General features: G+C 69.9%; 19 protein-coding genes. 14 read left to right on the top strand and 5 right to left on the bottom strand.

Going from position 1 to position 17914, the window contains the following annotated elements; all coding sequences use genetic code 11:
- Nucleotides 1-47: 47 nt before the first annotated feature.
- From V1351_RS12890 to V1351_RS12880, 3 genes are all read right to left on the bottom strand, one after another.
- Nucleotides 48-1538 carry an LCP family protein gene (locus V1351_RS12890; RefSeq protein WP_338748608.1) on the bottom strand — a complete coding sequence of 497 codons (1491 nt, stop codon included), beginning with the start codon at nt 1536-1538 and terminating at the stop codon, nt 48-50.
- Nucleotides 1539-1685: 147 nt separating this feature from the next.
- Entirely contained in the window at nt 1686-2075 is a 390-nt protein-coding gene (locus V1351_RS12885) for a hypothetical protein (RefSeq protein ID WP_338748607.1), read from the bottom strand.
- 37 nt (nt 2076-2112) lie between these two features.
- Nucleotides 2113-3666, bottom strand: coding sequence for a hypothetical protein (locus V1351_RS12880; RefSeq protein ID WP_338748606.1), 1554 nt, complete (start codon nt 3664-3666; stop codon nt 2113-2115).
- Nucleotides 3667-4239: 573 nt separating this feature from the next.
- Here V1351_RS12880 and V1351_RS12875 point away from each other — a divergent pair.
- From V1351_RS12875 to V1351_RS12865, 3 genes are read left to right on the top strand one after another with little or no spacing between them, the layout of a single operon-like run.
- Nucleotides 4240-4515 (top strand): hypothetical protein, encoded by a 276-nt coding sequence (locus tag V1351_RS12875; protein WP_338748605.1) that lies wholly within the window; start codon nt 4240-4242, stop codon nt 4513-4515.
- A complete protein-coding gene (locus tag V1351_RS12870; RefSeq protein WP_338748604.1) occupies nt 4502-4942 on the top strand; it encodes a hypothetical protein in 441 nt (146 codons plus the stop codon). The genes V1351_RS12875 and V1351_RS12870 overlap by 14 nt, the downstream gene beginning before the upstream one ends.
- A 19-nt stretch (nt 4943-4961) precedes the next feature.
- The gene (locus V1351_RS12865; protein WP_338748603.1) at nt 4962-5348 is read left to right on the top strand and encodes a hypothetical protein; all 387 of its coding nucleotides are present in this window, start codon (nt 4962-4964) and stop codon (nt 5346-5348) included.
- Between the two features lie 45 nt (nt 5349-5393).
- Here V1351_RS12865 and V1351_RS12860 read toward each other — a convergent pair whose 3' ends face one another.
- A complete protein-coding gene (locus V1351_RS12860; RefSeq protein ID WP_338748602.1) occupies nt 5394-6290 on the bottom strand; it encodes an alpha/beta fold hydrolase in 897 nt (298 codons plus the stop codon).
- A gap of 98 nt (nt 6291-6388) precedes the next feature.
- On the opposite strand from V1351_RS12860, the gene V1351_RS12855 reads away from it, so the two are divergent.
- A complete protein-coding gene (locus V1351_RS12855) occupies nt 6389-6832 on the top strand; it encodes an SRPBCC family protein (RefSeq protein WP_338748601.1) in 444 nt (147 codons plus the stop codon).
- Here the strand turns inward: V1351_RS12855 and V1351_RS12850 are convergent.
- Nucleotides 6816-7448, bottom strand: a complete 633-nt coding sequence (locus tag V1351_RS12850; RefSeq protein ID WP_338748600.1) for an inorganic diphosphatase — start codon at nt 7446-7448, stop codon at nt 6816-6818. The genes V1351_RS12855 and V1351_RS12850 overlap by 17 nt on opposite strands.
- A gap of 100 nt (nt 7449-7548) precedes the next feature.
- Between V1351_RS12850 and dacB the strand changes: the two genes are divergently transcribed.
- The 10 genes from dacB (at nt 7549) to V1351_RS12800 (ending at nt 17908) form a co-directional block, all read left to right on the top strand.
- Nucleotides 7549-8946: a D-alanyl-D-alanine carboxypeptidase/D-alanyl-D-alanine endopeptidase gene (gene dacB / locus V1351_RS12845; protein WP_338748599.1), complete on the top strand. Its 1398-nt coding sequence runs from the start codon at nt 7549-7551 to the stop codon at nt 8944-8946.
- Between the two features lie 98 nt (nt 8947-9044).
- Nucleotides 9045-10088 carry a zinc-dependent metalloprotease gene (locus V1351_RS12840; RefSeq protein ID WP_338748598.1) on the top strand — a complete coding sequence of 348 codons (1044 nt, stop codon included), beginning with the start codon at nt 9045-9047 and terminating at the stop codon, nt 10086-10088.
- On the top strand, nt 10088-11104 hold the full coding sequence (gene tilS, locus V1351_RS12835; protein ID WP_338748597.1) for a tRNA lysidine(34) synthetase TilS: 1017 nt from the start codon (nt 10088-10090) through the stop codon (nt 11102-11104). Before V1351_RS12840 ends, tilS begins: the two co-directional genes overlap by 1 nt.
- Nucleotides 11105-11128: 24 nt before the next feature.
- The gene (gene hpt / locus V1351_RS12830; RefSeq protein WP_338748596.1) at nt 11129-11680 is read left to right on the top strand and encodes a hypoxanthine phosphoribosyltransferase; all 552 of its coding nucleotides are present in this window, start codon (nt 11129-11131) and stop codon (nt 11678-11680) included.
- A gap of 205 nt (nt 11681-11885) precedes the next feature.
- Nucleotides 11886-14012, top strand: a complete 2127-nt coding sequence (ftsH, locus tag V1351_RS12825) for an ATP-dependent zinc metalloprotease FtsH (protein WP_338748595.1) — start codon at nt 11886-11888, stop codon at nt 14010-14012.
- Between the two features lie 3 nt (nt 14013-14015).
- The gene (folE, locus tag V1351_RS12820; protein ID WP_338748594.1) at nt 14016-14594 is read left to right on the top strand and encodes a GTP cyclohydrolase I FolE; all 579 of its coding nucleotides are present in this window, start codon (nt 14016-14018) and stop codon (nt 14592-14594) included.
- 56 nt (nt 14595-14650) lie between these two features.
- Nucleotides 14651-15514: a dihydropteroate synthase gene (gene folP, locus V1351_RS12815; protein WP_338752538.1), complete on the top strand. Its 864-nt coding sequence runs from the start codon at nt 14651-14653 to the stop codon at nt 15512-15514.
- Nucleotides 15507-16376 carry a 2-amino-4-hydroxy-6-hydroxymethyldihydropteridine diphosphokinase gene (gene folK, locus V1351_RS12810; protein ID WP_338748593.1) on the top strand — a complete coding sequence of 290 codons (870 nt, stop codon included), beginning with the start codon at nt 15507-15509 and terminating at the stop codon, nt 16374-16376. The genes folP and folK overlap by 8 nt, the downstream gene beginning before the upstream one ends.
- A complete protein-coding gene (locus V1351_RS12805) occupies nt 16370-16840 on the top strand; it encodes a DUF3180 domain-containing protein (protein ID WP_338748592.1) in 471 nt (156 codons plus the stop codon). Before folK ends, V1351_RS12805 begins: the two co-directional genes overlap by 7 nt.
- A gap of 606 nt (nt 16841-17446) precedes the next feature.
- The gene (locus tag V1351_RS12800) at nt 17447-17908 is read left to right on the top strand and encodes a VOC family protein (RefSeq protein ID WP_338748591.1); all 462 of its coding nucleotides are present in this window, start codon (nt 17447-17449) and stop codon (nt 17906-17908) included.
- The last annotated feature ends 6 nt before the right edge of the window (nt 17909-17914 follow it).

Genomic DNA, 17914 nt, shown 5'->3' with positions numbered 1-17914 from the left:
CGTGTGTCATCTGCAGCCCGACTTCGGGGGCCGCCAGCCGGGTCTGCTCAGCAGGTGGTGGCGATGTCGCTGGGGGTGTCCTGGGTGGTCTCGCTGGTCGATGGGGTCTGCGACGGGGTCGGGGTCGTCGGGGTGGAGGTCGAGGGTTGGGGTGTCGGCTCGGGCGGGGTGATCGCGTCGGTGACCATCTGGTGGATCTTCGGGTAGTCGGGGTTGACGACGTCGATGACGTCGTTGGTCAGCGGCAGCGACTTGATCGAGCCGCCGTGCTGGATCCGCAGCACCAGCTCGGCCCACTCATCGAGGTCCTGCTCGGGGACGTCCACCCGCACGTTGTCCTCCAGCGTCGAGGCCAGCGCCGGGTAGCGCACGAGCATCGACGTCGGGTTGACCTGGTTGAGCAGCGCTCCGACCATGCACCGCTGTCGACGCATCCGGGAGAAGTCCCCATCACGCGAAGCCGCCCGCGAACGCGAGTACCACAACGCGTGGAAGCCATCGAGCTGCTGCACACCGGGCTCGATCCACCCCGTGGTCCCCACCACGTTGCCGTACGCATCCAGCTTGCACCCGATGCAGACCCGCTCCTGCACATCGACCTCGACGCCGCCCATCGCGTCCACCAGCTGGGTGAAACCCTCGAGGTTGACCACCGTCGTGTAGTCCACGTCCAGACCCAGGATCTGCGAGACCGCGTCCTTGGTCACCGTCAGGCCCGGGTTCGGGTCATCAGGGAAGAGATCGGCGTGGTCCTTGCCCAGCGTCCAGACGAACTCCATCAGGCACTGGTCACCGCAGTCGTACCCCTGCGGGTAGAGCTGCGAGAGGGGATTGTCCTGCGAGAAGGGAATGTCCTGCAGGTTGCGCGGGATCCCGAACAAGACCGTCTCACCGGACTGCGGATCGATACTCGCAACCATGATCGCATCCGGCCGGGTCCCGATCCGGCCCTTGCCGGCGTCCGACCCCAACAACAACATGTTGACCCGATCGGTACCGGCCCACGGGTCCTGACCACCACCGGGCCCCACCGCACCATCGGGACGCAACGTGTCGAAGACACTACCGATCAACGAGTGCTGGATCACCGCGTAACGCACCGCCTGCGCCGCGGGCGCCAGGACCAGCACGGCAGCCAACGCAGCAAAGACCACCATCGCGACCTTCGGACGACCATGCGCGCCCTCGGGCATGTTGTCCCTGGCCGTCAGCAGGATCGCCCCGATCCACACCACCGCCACGACCACCAGGACCGAGATGACCACACTCAACGCGCTACGACTGACCACGACACGAATCAGACCCATCAACCCCCTGGCCACCAGGTAACCAACCAGGACGACGAACGCGACCACGAACACGGCAACCAGCCCCTGCCCCACCCGGCGCCGGGTGCGGATCAACCCCAGACCCGGAACGATCGTGCTGGCCGCAGTCAGCGCGTAGTACCGACGGACCTGACGCGCCGCACGCCGAGCATGCGCCCCACGCACCCCGGGCCCACGATGACCCCGGGCAGTCTCGTCCTGAGAAGCCACAGGTGCCACCCTTCGCGCTCGCTCCCGTGGACGTCCTCAACGCGCCCCTGGGCAGATATCACCCGACATCGTGGCACAACGCGACCCCCGCACGTAACGTCCCACCCCCGACCCACCCATCACACCGGATCCGGGTCATACCACCCATCACACTCCTCGACCAACCCAGCAAACCGCTCGCGCACCCCACCACCGGGAGCACGGGCGCAAACAGGCGGGGGCCAGACGAGTCAGCGGGAGTCGCGGCCGGTGAGGCCGATGAGACGGCTCCTGGCGGGAGGCGTCGGCGGGGAGGTCCACCGCCGGCGCACACACCCCTTCGCCCCGGATCGCCTCACCGAAACCGGCGATGGCCTCCTCGATCTGGTCGAGCTCGCGGTCGCTGAAGACCACGTCGATGCCCGCGGTCCGGCCGATGTCCCAGCGGTGGACCAGCAGGTCGAAGCCGTAGAACCGGTCGAAGGCACCGCCGACGGTCGTGCTGCCGAAGGGAGTGTCGTAGGGCCCCTCGGCGAGAGTGTCGTCGCCGAGCCCCACCCCGAGGTGAGTCCACGGTGTCGATCGTGTTCGTCGCCTACTGGTAGGAGATGAAGTTCGGGATGGGGTTGACCTGGTTCATCGTCTCTTCAGGGGTGAGCATGGGCTGGTCCTCGTCGATGAAGTTCTTCCAGCCCAGGAAGGCGCTCTCGGGCAGGTCCTGCTTCAGCACGCGCCAGGTGTCCTGCTTTTGTCCCTGAGTGCCTTGGCCATCGGCGTGCAGCAGCGTTGCGACTTCCGGACGGGTGGAGAAGTTGATCTTGGAGCGGTCGGGCAGTGAGTGCGACTTGAACTGGTGGAGGGTGAAGATCTTCTGCGGGAGGTCGTTCTCCTGCACCAGGTCTGCCAGCCAGTCCTGGGTCCGGTTGATCTCCTCGGCGTCGATGTGGCCGATCTGCTGCAGCGGTTGCTCGTGCGGTTCCAGGCGCCATTCCGGGTCGACGGCCAGACCGACGTTGGGGTACGTCAGCAGCTTCTCGTACCTCTTGGCTTGGCTGAGGGAGTCCTCGCGTCCTGACTGCAGGTCGAGGATGACGTACACGCCTTCCTCCTGCGCCTTCTTCACCCAGGGTTCGATGTCGGCGACATCGCCCTTCGAGGAGTAGGACCCGTCTGCGCCCGCAGAGCCGGAGGCGACCGTGACGATGATCTCGAAGGTCGGGATGACGGGGACCTCACTGATGTCCGCGTACTTCGTCGCGTACTCCTTGGCGCGGTGGATGCTGGCCTGGGCGTCCTGTTCACCGAGAAGGCCCAGGTCAGCGGTGAGCACGTTGCCGTACAGCGCGACGTACAGCTTGCCGGGCAGGGCGAGTTGTCCTCCTCCCGGCAGCTGCGGAGCGGTCCGTGCGGTCGAGAGGTTCTCGGCGAAGACGTCGGAGGAGCCGAAGCCGCTGCCGAGCGCGAGGACTGTGGCGTCCCCGGCCTTCTTCACCGCAGCAACGCTCTTGGCGTTCGCGCGTGGATCAGCGATGTCCATGGTGATGACCTCGGCGCCTGCTGCGCGGGCGGTCGCCACCGCCGGCACGCTGTGTGCATCGCCTGAGTCGACGAGCACCAGCGCCGGGGAGCGATCCTGCGGATGCTTCAGCTGCGGTAGCTCACCCGAGCCGCCCGCCGAGGGCGAGGTCGATGAGGTCCCGGACGATGAAGGGGCCCGGCCCGATGAGTGCGTGAGGACCGCAGGGTCAGCCATCGGGTCGAGTGCAGCGACCTTGCCAAGCAGGTTCCTGCCGGAAACGGAGGAGACCTCGGCGTCGATGTCGAGCATGTCGTCGAATTCCTCGACGTCTCGCGGGCCGGCGAGCCGATCATCGCTCTGGGCGAGCTGATCCCACCCGCCCTTCAGATCGCCGTAGGTCAGGAACGTGGTCGCGCCGAGTCGCTCGATCTCCTCCTGCAGCTCCGGGGAACCGGCCGCCAGAACAGGGATGCCCAGTGCCACTCCCGCCGACGAAGCCATGGCGATGTCCTGCTCCTTCGACCCCGCCACGAGCACGACCACCGGGCTCGAGGAGAACAAGGCAGCACTGGCGCTGACCGACATCTGCGAGGCGCCCTTGCTCACGGCACGAGGGGGCTGCTTGGTCATCGCCACAGCAGCCCGCTCGTCAGAGCCGCCGCGACTGCCATCGGAGGCTGTCTCGTCATCGCTGCCACTGCCGGAGCACGCGCCCAGCAGTACCGATGCCATCACACAGGTCGAGACGACGGCGACGACCCTGCGCCGGGCAAAGCGGTTCATTCCACAGCAACCCATCTCGAAACGAAGAACAGGAACTCCCAAGGCTACGAGCCCACCTGCTCGTGCCGGTGCAAGGACACCCCCGGTTCGTGGGCCAGCCACCGTCGGACTCGCCGGCCCGGTGTCGCCGACCACACGATGCTGCCGGCGCCACCTCTCCGCGCGCGTGACGAAAGGCATTGCGTTCCGTGTCCGATGGGTGCGTCGCCACCCTTCGACGGCGGATGCCGCAGGCCGAGTGGCTGCGTCGACGTCCCGTCGCCCGTCGACGGGCGAGGTCAACGAGATGTTGGTAGCGTCGCCCACCGTTGACGGGAGAGCGACGCCGTCCACATCGACCAATGGCTCGCGATCTTGATGAAGGGGTAGAAGATGCGCGCACTCAAGACCTTGGAGAAGTCGTTCGCACAGTCTCCGGATGTGGTTTTCGACAGGCTGAAGGGGATCGTCACCGACAAGCCCTACACGCTCAACCTCGCCGACCCGGACGGCAAGAAGCTGGAGTTCGAGAGCGGCGGCGGCATCACGTCCATGGGGCACTACGTCTTCGCGGCCGAGATGACGCAGGGCGGTGAGGGCACACACGTGTCCCTGAACGTCCACACGGGTGACAACACCCCCAAGGCGCTGCTCGACGGATGGAAGAACCAGAAGGCAGGGGAGAAGTTGCTCAAGACGCTCGATGAGGCGGTCTGAGCCCGTGGACAAGACCATGGGCTGGTGTGATGCTCACGTCACGAGTCAGTCGGATGCGAGTCTGGACTTCCACGCCCGGGTCGATGACTGCGAGCACTTCGTCAGTGGAGAGGACCTGATCCCTGACATCAAGGGCGTCCTGGCCAAGGCAGGGAAGGTCACCCGACTCGTGTGGCTCGTGGCGTTGGGGTTCTATGTCGCCTTCATCGTGCTCCTTCTTACCGCTTCCGACCTGAGTACGGGAAAGGCGCTCCTGCTGGCGGCCGTCGCCCTCGTGATGATTCCCGCCGTGCGGGCGCTGACGCTCGGTGCGGCCGAGGCCATCACCCTCACGGACGAGGACAAGCGCCTCATCCCCAGGGTGCAGTTCCTGCGCGAGCACGGGGTCCTCACGCACGACGACCTCCACAGCTCGACGGCCCACTGACGCACTGACAGGAGGCACGGTGGGCGACGAGACCGTGATGACGGAGATGCGCCGGGTGGCGGGGCTGCCCGGAGGCTCGCCCCTGTCCGTGACGTTCTACGACGGGCACCGCGCGGAGGGTGCACTCACCTCGGCGCGGATCATCCAGCGGCACGGCACGTGGCGGGAGGCGTGCGCCGCCGCAGGCGTCGAGTCCAACCGCGCCTCCCGGTCCTCCTACCGCCGCGCGTGGAGCGAGGAGGATCTCGTCGACTGGGTCCGGCGCTACCTCATCGAGGAGGAGCAGCCCTCGTACGGGCGATTCGGCGCCTGGCTGCGCGAGCAGGAGGGCGCACCGTCGGCCAACACCGTCCGCAACGCTCTCGGCGGCTGGTCGGCCGCGCTCGAGGCCGCCGCGCAACGCTGACCCACCACCAGGCAGGACGCGGCGAAGGCAGGGCCCCCGCCGTCATCAGCCGGCGCGCTGCTCGCCGGGAGCCGCCCGACCCGCTCGCTCGATGATGACCTCGGCGATCGTGTCGGGGTGGGTCTCCATCAGCCAGTGGCCGGTGTCCAGCTCGAGGGTGTGCACGAGGTCGACCTGCTCGCCGGCGCGTTCGCGCAGCCGGTTGACCGTGTGTCGGGTCGACGCGTCCGCGAAGGCAGGGTCCTTCGCGCCCCAGACGAAGGCGGTCGGGAGCATCTCCCGGTGCTTGCTGCGGCGGGGCCGTCCCGGGCGGGATCGCTTGCGCCACAGCAGGGTCGGTGACAGTGCCGCGCGGTACCAGTTGAGCGATCCCTGGGCCGAGCTCTTCGCCTTCAGTCGCTTCGCGTCGTACACGGCGCGCTGGTGAGGCATCCCGACCTTCTCCAGGACCTGCTGGGCGAAGAGCCGGAAGAACAGCACCGGCAGGACCGGCAACGCGAAGAAGCCCATGTACCAGCTGGCCTTGAGCTGGTCACCGCGACGGAAGCCGTACGCCATCCCGGAGGGGCTCGGCGTCGACAGGACGGTCAGCGTCTGCACGCGGTCGGGGTGACGGGCGGCCACGGCCCAGGCGAGGGCGCCGCCCCAGTCGTGCCCGACGATGTGCGCCCGCGCGGCGCCCGCCTCGTCGAGCAGGGCGATGACGTCGCCGACGAGCTCGGAGATCTCGTAGTCGAGGTGGTGCGGCGGACGGGCCCCGGGGGAGTAGCCCCGCAGGTCCGGCGCGAGCACGCGCAGCCCAGCGGCCTCGAGAGGCGGGGCCACCTTGTCCCAGGCAGTGCGGTCCTGGGGCCAGCCGTGGAGCAGGACGACGACCTCACCGCCCCGGGGTCCGCTGTCGTCGACGTCGAAGGTCAGCCCGTCACGGGAGTAGTAGCGCACGGTGACACGGTATCCGGGCGTGGGGCGGGCGTGGTTTCGGGGATCGCCCGCAGGGTGGAGTCACAGGGCAACGAGGTGGTGTGGGGTTGGATGGGGAGGTGACCCCCGTCTTCGTCTTCCATGACCGCTGGCCACTCGCGCAGTCACCACAGGAGGTGGTCCGCCTGCTCGCCGACGCCGAGGGCTATCCGCGGTGGTGGCCCCAGGTGCGGTCGGTCGAGAGGCTCGACGCCGCGAGCGGTCGGGCGCGGATCCGCAGTCTGCTCCCGCTCACCCTGGACGTCGTCCTCACCCGGGAGGTCGAGGACCGCGACGGGGGTGTGCTGCGGGTGCGCCTGTCCGGTGACCTCGTCGGGTGGGCCCGGTGGACGGTGCATCCGCACGACGGGGGATCCGTCGCCGTCTTCGAGCAAGAGGTGAGGGTCGCGCCACGGCTGGAACGTGCCGCGACCCTCGCCTCGGTCGTGCTGCGGGCCAACCACGCGTGGATGATGCGGCAGGGCCGCCGGGGGTTGGCCCGGGAGATCACTCGTCGTCGCTGAGGGGGCTCTCCTCGGTGGCCAGCAGCTCACGGGCACGGGAGGCCGCCGCCTTGATGTCCTCCTCGGAGTGCGTCACGTCCTCGGGCTCGGGAATGTGGCCGGAGGAGGGCATCGTCCAGCGAGCGGTGCTCATGCCGTTGGCCTTCGCCCGCTCGAGAGCCTCGAGCACGGTCTGCTCGGCCTCGTCCCTGGCGACCCAGTGGGCGCCCTCGACGGACTTGCCGGGCTCGAGGTCCTTGTACGTCTCGAAGAAGTGCTGGATCTCCAGGCGCCAGAACTCGCTGATGTCCTCGAGCTCCTTGATGCCCTCCTTGCGGGGGTCGCCGGCCGGCACGCACAGGATCTTGTCGTCCCCGCCGGCCTCGTCGCGCATCCGGAACATGCCGATCGGCCGGGCCCGCACGAGGCAGCCGGGCCAGGTCGGCTCGTCGAGCAGGACGAGCGCGTCCAGCGGGTCCCCGTCCTCGCCGAGGCTGTCCTCGACGTAGCCGTAGTCGCTCGGGTAGGCCATGGAGGTGAAGAGCATCCGGTCCAAGCGGATCCGGCCGGTCTCGTGGTCGACCTCGTACTTGTTCTTCTGACCCTTCGGGATCTCGATGGTGACGTCGAACTCCACTAGGTGCCCCTTTGTTCGGTGACGGTGATGTGATGACCGTGATCTAGTCTCGGTGTCAGTGTTCCACCACCGTCGACCATTTCACGCAGGGGGGCAGCGCGTGCGCCGCACACTCATCGCCGTGATCTGCCTCGCAGCGTTGCTCATCGGGTACGGCACCGCAGACGCGTACGACCGCGTCCCGGGTGTGCTGACGATCGACGAGGAGGCCACCCAGCAGGTCCGGAAGGCCCCTGCGACGACCCCCGTCCTGCCCGCGGCGTCGACCGAGGCGCCCGTGCCCACGACGGCCGGTCTGACTGCTGCCCTCGAGGAGGACGCCGAGGCCACGGCGCTCGGCAAACGTGTCGGTGTCGTGGTGCGCGACGCGCTCACCGGTGAGATCCTCTACGCCCACGACAGCGACGCGCCGATCACCCCGGCCTCGACCGCGAAGCTGCTCACCGCCGCTGCGGTGGCCGAGACCGCCGACCTCACCCGGGTCATGACGACGCAGGTCGTGGCCGGCGACCAGCCCGGCGAACTGGTTCTCGTCGCGGCCGGTGACACGATGCTCGCCCGCGGCGACGGTGACCCCAAGTCCGTCGAGGGCCGGGCCGGCCTCGCGGACCTCGCCCGCCAGGTGGCCGCCTCGGTCGAGGCGAAGGGGGAGGCGGACTACTCCCTTCGCCTCGACATGACGTATGCCCACGGGGAGCGGTACCCGCCGACGTGGGACATGGCGGACGTCGCGGCCGGGTACACCCAGGGCGTGACGATGATCGGTCTGGCGGGGCAACGCCCCAAGCCCTTCGACGCGGCGCCGAAGTTCCCCGAGCGCGAGGTGCTCAAGGCGCTGGCCAAGGAGCTGAAGGCCGTCGGGATCGACGTCGAGACGGACACCTCCACGAAGCAGTGGCAGACGCCCGCGCCCGAGGACGCCGAGGTGCTCGGTGCCGTGGACTCCGCCCCGATCGGGGACGTGCTCGCCCTGGCGCTCGACGAGAGCGACAACGCCCTGACCGAGAACGTCGCCCGTCAGGTCGCGGCCGCGCACGGCGCCGGCACCTCGACCGCGGAGGTCTCCGACTGGGTCAGACAGACCCTCACCAGCGCCGGCGTCGACCTCACCGGCGTCACACTCAAGGACAACAGCGGGCTCAGCTCGGGGCAGAAGGTGCCCGCGCGGGTGATCTCCGATGTCATGCAGTTGGGCATCACCGGCTCGGCGCAGGAGCTGACCTCGATGCTGGCCGAGCTGCCCGTCGCGGGCCTGACCGGCACGCTGCACGACCGCTTCGACACCGATGACAGCCGCAGTGCCGCCGGGCTCGCCCGCGCCAAGACCGGCACCCTGACGGGCACCTCCGCGCTCGCCGGCACGACGACGACCGCCGACGGGCGGCTGCTCACCTTCGTGCTCCTCGCCGACCGGGTGCCCTCGACCACGGGCACGCTCGGTGCCCGCGCGGTGCTCGACCGCATGGTCGCCGACCTGACCGACTGCGGCTGTCGGTGACGCGGACCAGAGCCAGCACCACGTCGTCGAGCCGGCCTCAGCACGAGGTGCGGCTGACGAAACGAACTAGAGCCAGCAGCACTTCGTATGGTGGGGGCGTGCCGAACTACGTCGACTGGACATTCGCCAAGAGCGCCGGAGCCCGCCTCGTGCCCCCCGGACCCGACGTGTCGCCGGAGGAGGCCACCCAGGTCGTCGAGGAGATCCGCGAGCTGGCGGCCATGGCCGTCGATCCCGTCGCGGCCACCTCCCGCCTGACCGCCCCCGGTGACGCGCCACCGCCACTGGTGATCGATCGCCCCACCTGGATCGACGTCAACGCCGACTCGATGGCCGCGATGCTCGACCCGGCGCTCGAGGCGGTCGCCAAGCGGCGCGACAAGGAGCCCTCGGGCCTGGCCCAGGCGGTCGGCAGCAAGATCACCGGCACCGAGGCCGGTGGGATGCTCGCCTTCCTGTCCACCAAGGTCCTCGGCCAGTACGACATCGCCCCCGGCGGCACCCCGGCGCTGCTGCTCGTCGCGCCGAACATCGTGCACACCGAGCGCGAGATCAAGGCCGTCCCGCGTGACTTCCGGCTGTGGGTGTGCCTGCACGAGGAAACCCACCGCGTGCAGTTCACCGCGGTGCCGTGGCTGCGCGAGCACATCATCGACTCCGCCCGCACCCTCGCCGTCGACCTCGTGCCCGACACGACCGAGTTGCGCGAGCGCGTCGAGCAGATCGCCACACAGCTGCCCAAGGTCTTCAGCGGGGACAGCCAAGGCCTCGCCGAGCTGGTCATCACGCCCGAGCAGCGCGAACAGATGGCCAAGGTCACCGCGGTCATGTCGCTGCTCGAGGGCCATGCGGACGTGGTCATGGACGACGTGGGTCCCGCGCACGTGCCGACCGTCCGCGCGATCCGGCGCCGCTTCACCGAGAGACGGAAGGGGGCCGGGGCCGTCGACCGTCTGCTGCGCCGCCTCCTCGGCCTCGAGGCGAAGATGCGCCAGTACCGCGACGGCGCGGTCTTCGTGCGCTCCGTCCAGGAGCAGGTGGGCGTCGAGGGGTTCAACGCCGTGTGGACCTCCCCCCAGACCCTGCCCACCCCGCTCGAGATCACCGACCCGGCCGCGTGGGTGCGCCGGGTGCACGGCTGATGGGAGCCGGTCACCCCGCCCAAGCAGACTGCCGAAGGGGGGTCCGCGCGGCCCTCGAGGGGCTGCCCGCCGGCTCGCTGGCGCTCGCCGCGGTGAGCGGCGGCGGGGACTCCCTCGCGCTCGCCGCTGCGTTGGCCGCCGAGGCCGCGAACCACGACGTGACCGCCGGCGCGATCATCGTCGACCACGGACTGCAGGAGGAGTCCACGGACGTCGCCCTGCTCGCCGCACAGCAGTGCGCGGACGTCGGCCTCGCTCCGGTGGCGGTCGTCCCCGTCGAGGTCGTCGGGACGGGGGAGGGCCTCGAGGCAGCCGCCCGCGACGCCCGCTACGCCGCCCTCGCGGAGACGGCGGCAGCGATGGGTTCCTCGAACGACGGTGGGAACCCGCTCACGCTCGTCCTCCTCGGGCACACCCGCGACGACCAGGCCGAGCAGGTTCTCCTCGGTCTCGCGCGCGGCTCCGGCGCCCGTTCCCTCGCCGGGATGCCGGTGCTCACCGTCCGGGAGGGCACCCCCTTCGCCCGACCGCTGCTGCACCTGTCGCGACGGACCACCCACGAGGCGTGCGCCGCATGGGGCCTGACGCCGTGGACCGACCCGATGAACGACGACGCGGCCTTCGCCCGGGTGCGGGCCCGCACCGCGCTGGCCGAGCTGGAGAGCGCCCTCGGGCCGGGGATCGGTGAGGCGCTCACCCGCACCGCGGACCTGCTGCGCGACGACGCCGACCTCCTCGACGCGCTCGCCGACGACGCGGTGCCCGACCAGGGCCCGGAGGGTGTCGCGGTGACCGAGCTCGCGGACCTGGCACCCGCCCTTCGCTCCCGGGTCTGGCGCCGACTGCTCCTGGCTGCCGGCGCGCCCGCCGGGGCGCTCACCGCCGGTCACGTCGCCGCCTGCGACCGGCTCGTCACCGACTGGCACGGGCAGGGGCCGCTGCACCTGCCCGGCGACCTGCGCGCGAGCCGGGCCGACGGGCGCGTGCACCTGGCCCCCGCAGCTGGTGGACAATGACTAGCGCCGACCCCAAGGAGAGCCGTGGACACCACTCACATCCAGGATGACCTCGTCGAGGTGCTCATCACCGAGGAGCAGATCCAGACGCGGCTGGCCGAGCTGGCCACCGAGGTCTGGGAGCACTACGAGGGCAAGGACGTGCTGCTCGTCGGTGTCCTCAAGGGAGCCGTCATGGTGATGGCCGACTTCATGAGGCACCTGCCCGGCTCCGCCCCGATGGACTGGATGGCGGTCAGCTCCTACGGCTCCGGTACCAAGTCCTCCGGCGTCGTGCGCATCCTCAAGGACCTCGACGCGGACATCACCGACCGGCACGTGCTCATCGTCGAGGACATCATCGACTCCGGCCTGACCCTGTCGTGGATCCGGGCCAACCTCGAGTCCCGCTCGCCGGCCTCCGTCGAGATCCTCACCCTGTTGCGCAAGCCCGACGCCGCCAAGGTCGAGATCGACACCCGCTGGGTCGGCTTCGACATCGCCAACGAGTTCGTCGTCGGCTACGGCCTCGACTACGCCGAGGGCTACCGCAACCTGCGCGACGTCGCGACGCTCGCGCCCCACGTCTACTGCTGACCGGCCCACCGGCTGATGCCGGCGCCACCGACGGGTGAGTTGCCGAGGGCGTGAATTGCCGGGAGCGGGAACACCCGTGACAGGATGCTCGTTGGCCTCATAGCCGTGGTCGACCCGCGTTCAGGTAGTTTCGTTCTGTTCGCCCCGGGTTGTCCGGAGGCTGCCACGTCGTCGAGTCAGGAAGTCCGGGAAGCCCCGTACCCGTATGAACGCCACGAAGTTTTTCCGCTCCCCAGCCTTCTGGGCGCTGCTGCTGATCACGGTCTTCGGGCTGATGTTCCTCACCCAGGGCGACGAGGAGTACGCCCGGGTCGACACCTCGGCCGCCGAGACGCTGATCACCGACAAGAAGGTCGAGAACGCCCACTTCACCACGGACAACGTCCTGCAGCTGGAGCTGAAGAAGGGCGAGACCTACTCCGACGGTGACGGGGTCGAGGACGCGAACAAGGTCGAGACCGAGTTCATCGACGCCCGCGCCGACCAGATGCTCACGATCGTCGAGAAGAACGTCGACGGCGTGCAGAACGACACGGTCGAGCGGCCCAGCGTGTGGAGCAACATCCTGCTCTCGATCCTGCCGCTGATCCTGCTCGTCGCCCTCTTCTGGTTCATCCTCAGCCGCGCCCAGGGCGGCGGCTCCCAGGTGATGAAGTTCGGCAAGTCCAAGGCGAAGCTGGCGACGAAGGACACCCCCACGGTGACCTTCACCGATGTGGCCGGCGCGGACGAGGCGGTCGAGGAGCTGCACGAGATCGTCGACTTCCTGCGCGAGCCGAGCAAGTTCCTCGCGGTCGGCGCCAAGATCCCCAAGGGCGTCCTGCTGTACGGAGCTCCCGGAACCGGTAAGACCCTGCTGGCACGGGCCGTCGCCGGTGAGGCCGGAGTGCCCTTCTTCTCCATCTCCGGCTCGGACTTCGTCGAGATGTTCGTCGGTGTCGGTGCCTCCCGTGTGCGCGACCTCTTCGAGCAGGCCAAGACCAACGCGCCGGCGATCGTCTTCGTCGACGAGATCGACGCCGTCGGACGCCACCGCGGGGCCGGCATGGGCGGCGGCCACGACGAGCGCGAGCAGACGCTCAACCAGCTGCTCGTCGAGATGGACGGATTCGACGTCAAGACCAACGTCATCCTCATCGCCGCGACCAACCGCCCCGACATCCTCGACCCGGCCCTGCTGCGCCCCGGCCGCTTCGACCGGCAGATCGCCGTCGAGAACCCCGACATGATCGGCCGTCACCGCATCCTCGAGGTGCACGCCGCGGGCAAGCCCATGGCTCCCGGGGTCGACCTGCTCGCGGTCGCCCGCCGCACTCCCGGCATGACCGGTGCGGACCTGGCGAACGTGCTCAACGAGGCGGCGCTGCTCACCGCCCGCCTGGACAAGCAGTTCATCGACGACTCGATCCTCGACGAGGCCATCGACAGGGTCATCGCCGGACCGCAGAAGCGCACCCGGATCATGAGCGCCCAGGAGCGCAAGATCACCGCGTACCACGAGGGTGGGCACGCGCTCGTCGCCGCGGCGATGAACCACACCGACCCGGTCACCAAGATCACGATCCTGCCGCGTGGTCGTGCGCTCGGCTACACGATGGTCATGCCGACCGATGACAAGTACTCGACCACGCGCAACGAGATCCTCGACCAGCTGGCCTACGCGCTCGGCGGTCGTGTCGCGGAGGAGATCATCTTCCACGACCCCTCCACCGGCGCGGCCAACGACATCGAGAAGGCCACGTCGATGGCCCGCAAGATGGTCACCGAGTACGGCATGAGCGAGAAGATCGGCGCGGTCAAGCTCGGCCAGTCGCAGGGCGAGCCCTTCCTCGGTCGGGACATGGGTCACCAGCGCGACTACTCCGAGGACCTCGCGGGCGTGGTCGACCGGGAGGTGCGCCGCTTCATCGAGGAGGCCCACGACGAGGCCTGGTACGCCCTCAACGACAACCGCGACGTCCTCGACCGTCTGGTCCTCGAGCTGCTCGAGCACGAGACGCTCAACACCAAGGAGCTCGCGGTGATCTTCGCCGACGTCCAGCGTCGTCCGGTCCGCCCGACGTGGCTGAGCAGTGAGGACCGCCCGATCTCGCAGATCCCCCCCGTCCTCACCCCGGCCGAGGAGACCGCGCGGCAGCAGCGCGAGCAGGCCGCCCAGCAGCAGGCGCAGACCCCACCGCCGACGGCCCCCGGGGGACAGCACGAGCCCACGGTCACCGAGCAGATCGACCGGGCCGCGGAGGAGGGCGCGACCTACCCGCAGGAGAACCCGCCGAGCGAGGTCCGCGAGGTCCCCCCCAATGAGCCCGTCGACGGCGACGGACACGCCTGACCCATGGCCGGCGACGTCGATCGGGCTCGCATCGAGGCGGCCGTGCGCGAGATCCTGCTCGCGGTCGGGGAGGACCCCGACCGCGACGGGCTCACCGAGACCCCCGCGCGCGTCGCCCGCTCGTACCAGGAGGTCTTCGCCGGGCTGCACGCGGACCCCGCGGAACTGCTCGCGACGACCTTCGACATCGACCACGACGAGCTGGTGATCGTGCGCGACATCGAGCTGTACTCCACCTGTGAGCACCACCTCGTGCCCTTCCACGGGGTCGCGCACCTGGGCTACCTGCCCGGCAAGACCGGCAAGGTCACCGGCTTGTCGAAGCTCGCTCGCCTCGTCGACATGTTCGCCAGGCGCCCGCAGGTGCAGGAGCGCCTGACCAGCCAGATCGCCGATGCACTCGTCGAGCACCTCGACGTCGCCGGGGCGATCGTCGTGGTCGAGGCGGAGCACCTGTGCATGTCGATGCGTGGCGTGCGCAAGCCGGGTGCCAAGACCATCACCTCCGCCGTGCGGGGCCAGCTGCGGGACGCGACCACGCGCGCCGAGGCCATGGCGCTGATGTCCGGGGCCGCCCGGTGACCCACGCCGTCATCGAGCACCTCGCGGGCCGGGCGACCCGGCCCGGACCGGTGGTCATGGGCGTCGTCAACGTCACGCCCGACTCCTTCAGCGACGGCGGCCGGTGGATCGAGACCGGGGCGGCGGTCGACCACGGCCGTGAGCTCGTCGCTGCCGGTGCCGGCGTCGTCGACGTCGGCGGTGAGTCCACCCGCCCCGGCGCCGAGCGTCCCTCGGCTCAGGAGGAGCGTCGCCGGGTCGTGCCCGTCGTCGCTGCCCTCGCGAAGGAGGGCGTCGTCGTCTCCGTGGACACCATGCGTGCCGACGTGGCGCGCGCCGCCCTCGAGGCGGGCGGCGCCATCATCAACGACGTGAGCGGGGGACTGGCCGACCCGCAGATGCCGGCCCTCGTCGCCGAGAGCGGTGTCCCCTTCGTCGTGATGCACTGGCGCGGGCACTCGCACGACATGCAGTCGAAGGCCGTCTACGACGACGTCGTCGCCGAGGTGTGTGCCGAACTGCGAGAGCGCGTCGGCGCGCTCCGCGGGGCCGGTGCCACTGCCGACCAGCTGGTCCTCGATCCGGGCATCGGCTTCAGCAAGACCGCCGAGCACAACTGGGAGCTCCTCGCGGGCCTGGAGGAGGTCGTCGGCCTCGGCCACCCGGTCCTGCTCGGGACCTCCCGCAAGGGATTCCTGGGCAGGGTGGGGCGAAGGGAGGGCGACGAGCGCCCGCTCGACGCCCGGGCGGTGGCGACGGCCACCACCAGTGCCCGAGCCGCACGAGCAGGGGTGTGGAGCGTCCGTGTCCACGACGTCACCGCCACGGTCGACGCGATCGACGTGACCACGGCGATGGGTGAGCTGCCCGCCGGACTCGCCCCCCACCCGTCGCAAGAGCCCAAGCAGTTGCGAACTGCCGGAGGGCCGGAGCGTGGCTGACCGGATCAGCCTGCTGGGCGTGCGTGCCCACGGTCACCACGGGGTGCTGGCCCGGGAGAAGCGCGACGGTCAGGAGTTCGTCGTCGACGTCGTCCTGCACCTCGACCTGGCGCCCGCCGGGGCCACCGACGACCTGGCCCGCACGATCAACTACGCCGAGGTCGGTGCCGACGTCGTCGCCCGGATCGAGGGGCCCTCGCTCGACCTCATCGAGTCGCTCGCCGAGCGGATCGCCGAGGATGCCCTCGCACGTGCGGACGTGCAGACCGTCGAGGTGACCGTCCACAAGCCCCAGGCACCCGTCGGGGTGGCCTTCGGCGACGTCGCGGTGACCATCGAGCGCCGTCGGTCCGTTCCCGTGGTGATCGCCCTGGGCGCCAACCTCGGGGACCCCGAGCGGCGTCTCGACGCCGCGATCGACGACCTCGTCGGTGATCTCGACGAGGTGCGTCGAGCTCCCTTCGTCACGACGGACCCGGTCGGCGGTCCCGACCAGCCGCGCTACACCAACACCGTCCTGCTGGCCACGACGGCGCTGCGCCCGACCGTGCTGATCGCACGGCTGCACGCCGTCGAGGCACGTCACGGCCGGGTGCGCGAGGTGCGCTGGGGGGCACGCAGCCTCGACCTGGACCTCATCCAGTACGGCGACCCCGCGACCGGGACCGACGTCGTCAGCGACGACCCGCACCTGACGCTGCCGCATCCACGGGCGCACGAGCGCGGTTTCGTGCTCGCCCCGTGGGCCCGGATCGACCCGCAGGCGGTCCTGCGTGTCGGCGGCTCGGTCGTCGCCGTGAACGAGCTGCTCGCGGACGTCGACACCTGCGACCTGCGCGACGGCGAGGCCGGCCTGTGCTGAGGACCGGCCTGAAGATCTCGACGACGGCGTTCGTCACCGTCGCCGTGATGGTCCTCAGCTGGGGCTTCGGCCGCTGGTGGCTCACCGGTGGTCACTCAGGGCTGCGCGTCGGTTGGGTGGCCGGCGTCCTGCTCGTGGGTATGGCGGTCGTGGTCGTCGTGGCCGGCTCGCGGATGTGGCGGATGCGGCGCGGCCGCACCCACGTCGAGCCCGTCGTCGCAGCCCGCCTGCTCGGTCTGGCCCAGGCCAGCGCCCTCACCGGCGCGATCACCGGCGGGTTCTACCTCGGGCAGGCGCTTGCCCTGCTGCCGGACCACGACTTCGGTGGTCGGGGCGTCCTGGCTCTCCAGCACGGCCTGGCGGCGCTGGGCGGCCTGCTCATGGCCGTCGCGGGTCTGCTCGTGCAGTCCTGGTGCCGGATCGACCGCGACGACGACGAGGGCGAGGACGGCGGCGCCGCCTGACGCCCGGGCCCGGCGTCGATCCACGAGGTCGACTGCCCGAGGGTCTGCGGTGCTCGGCGGAGGATACTGGCCGTTGTGGTGAGCTTCCTCCTCTCCGTGACCTTTGCATGCGGCCTGACGGTGGCCGGCATCCATGTCCTGAACCGACGTTTCGTGGCTCCGATCTACGACGTGGTGGCGAACCTGACAGCCTTCTCCTGCGCCGTGGCGGCCTCACTTCTCCTCCACCACTGGGTCCCGGCCGCCTTCGCGGCCGTCGCGGTGGGCTGCTGGCTGTCCCTGGCGTGGCGGACCCTGCAAGCCATCCGCCACCATGAGCCCCGACTCGGCCGATCGAGCCTGCCGGTCGGCGGACCCCACGACGACCGCTGGACCCCTCGCCCGGGAGCACGATCGTCCCGTCTCCGGATCCCCGTGCCGAGGTGCGGTCCCGCGCGGCAGCAGTGGATGAGCGGACGGGGGATGAGTCGTCGTGTGCCGACCGCCAACTGGTCATCGTCGACGATCGAGGAAATCGTCCCGGGTCGAGCGATGATTTCGGGTCGTCCGGTGGGTCGATACTGGACAGGGTGCCGACGGGGTGCCCCTTCGTTCGAGGAGAGCAGCATGGCCAAGCAGACCACCATGTCGGACACCACGGTCGGAACGCGCGTCCACCAGATGATTTTCGTCAACCTGCCGGTGGCGGACCCGCAGCGCAGCCGTGACTTCTTCACCGCGCTGGGATACGGGTTCAACGAGGAGATGTGCAACGAGGGCGCGTTGGCCCTCGAGCTCGGTCCGAATCACTACGCGATGCTGCTGCAGACCGAGTTCTTCGCCACGTTCCACGACGCCCGGGTCGCCGGCCGGGGCCGCCATGAGGTGCTGACGTGTCTGTCGGCCGACAGTCGCGAGGATGTCGACGACCTGGTCGATCGCGCCCTCGAGGCTGGTGGGCGTGATGTACGTACCGACGAGTTCGGGGACTTCATGTACGGCCGCTCCTACGCTGATCTCGACGATCACATCTGGGAGATCATGTGGATGGACGTCGACAAGGCGCGCGCCGCCGGCACCTTCGCCTGAGGAGGA

It is taken from the genome of Janibacter sp. A1S7 (assembly GCF_037198315.1).
Classification (GTDB): Bacteria; Actinomycetota; Actinomycetes; order Actinomycetales; family Dermatophilaceae; genus Janibacter; species Janibacter alittae.
The sequence above is the reverse complement of the archived record's forward strand: the minus strand, read 5'-3'. Positions and strand labels throughout refer to the sequence as shown.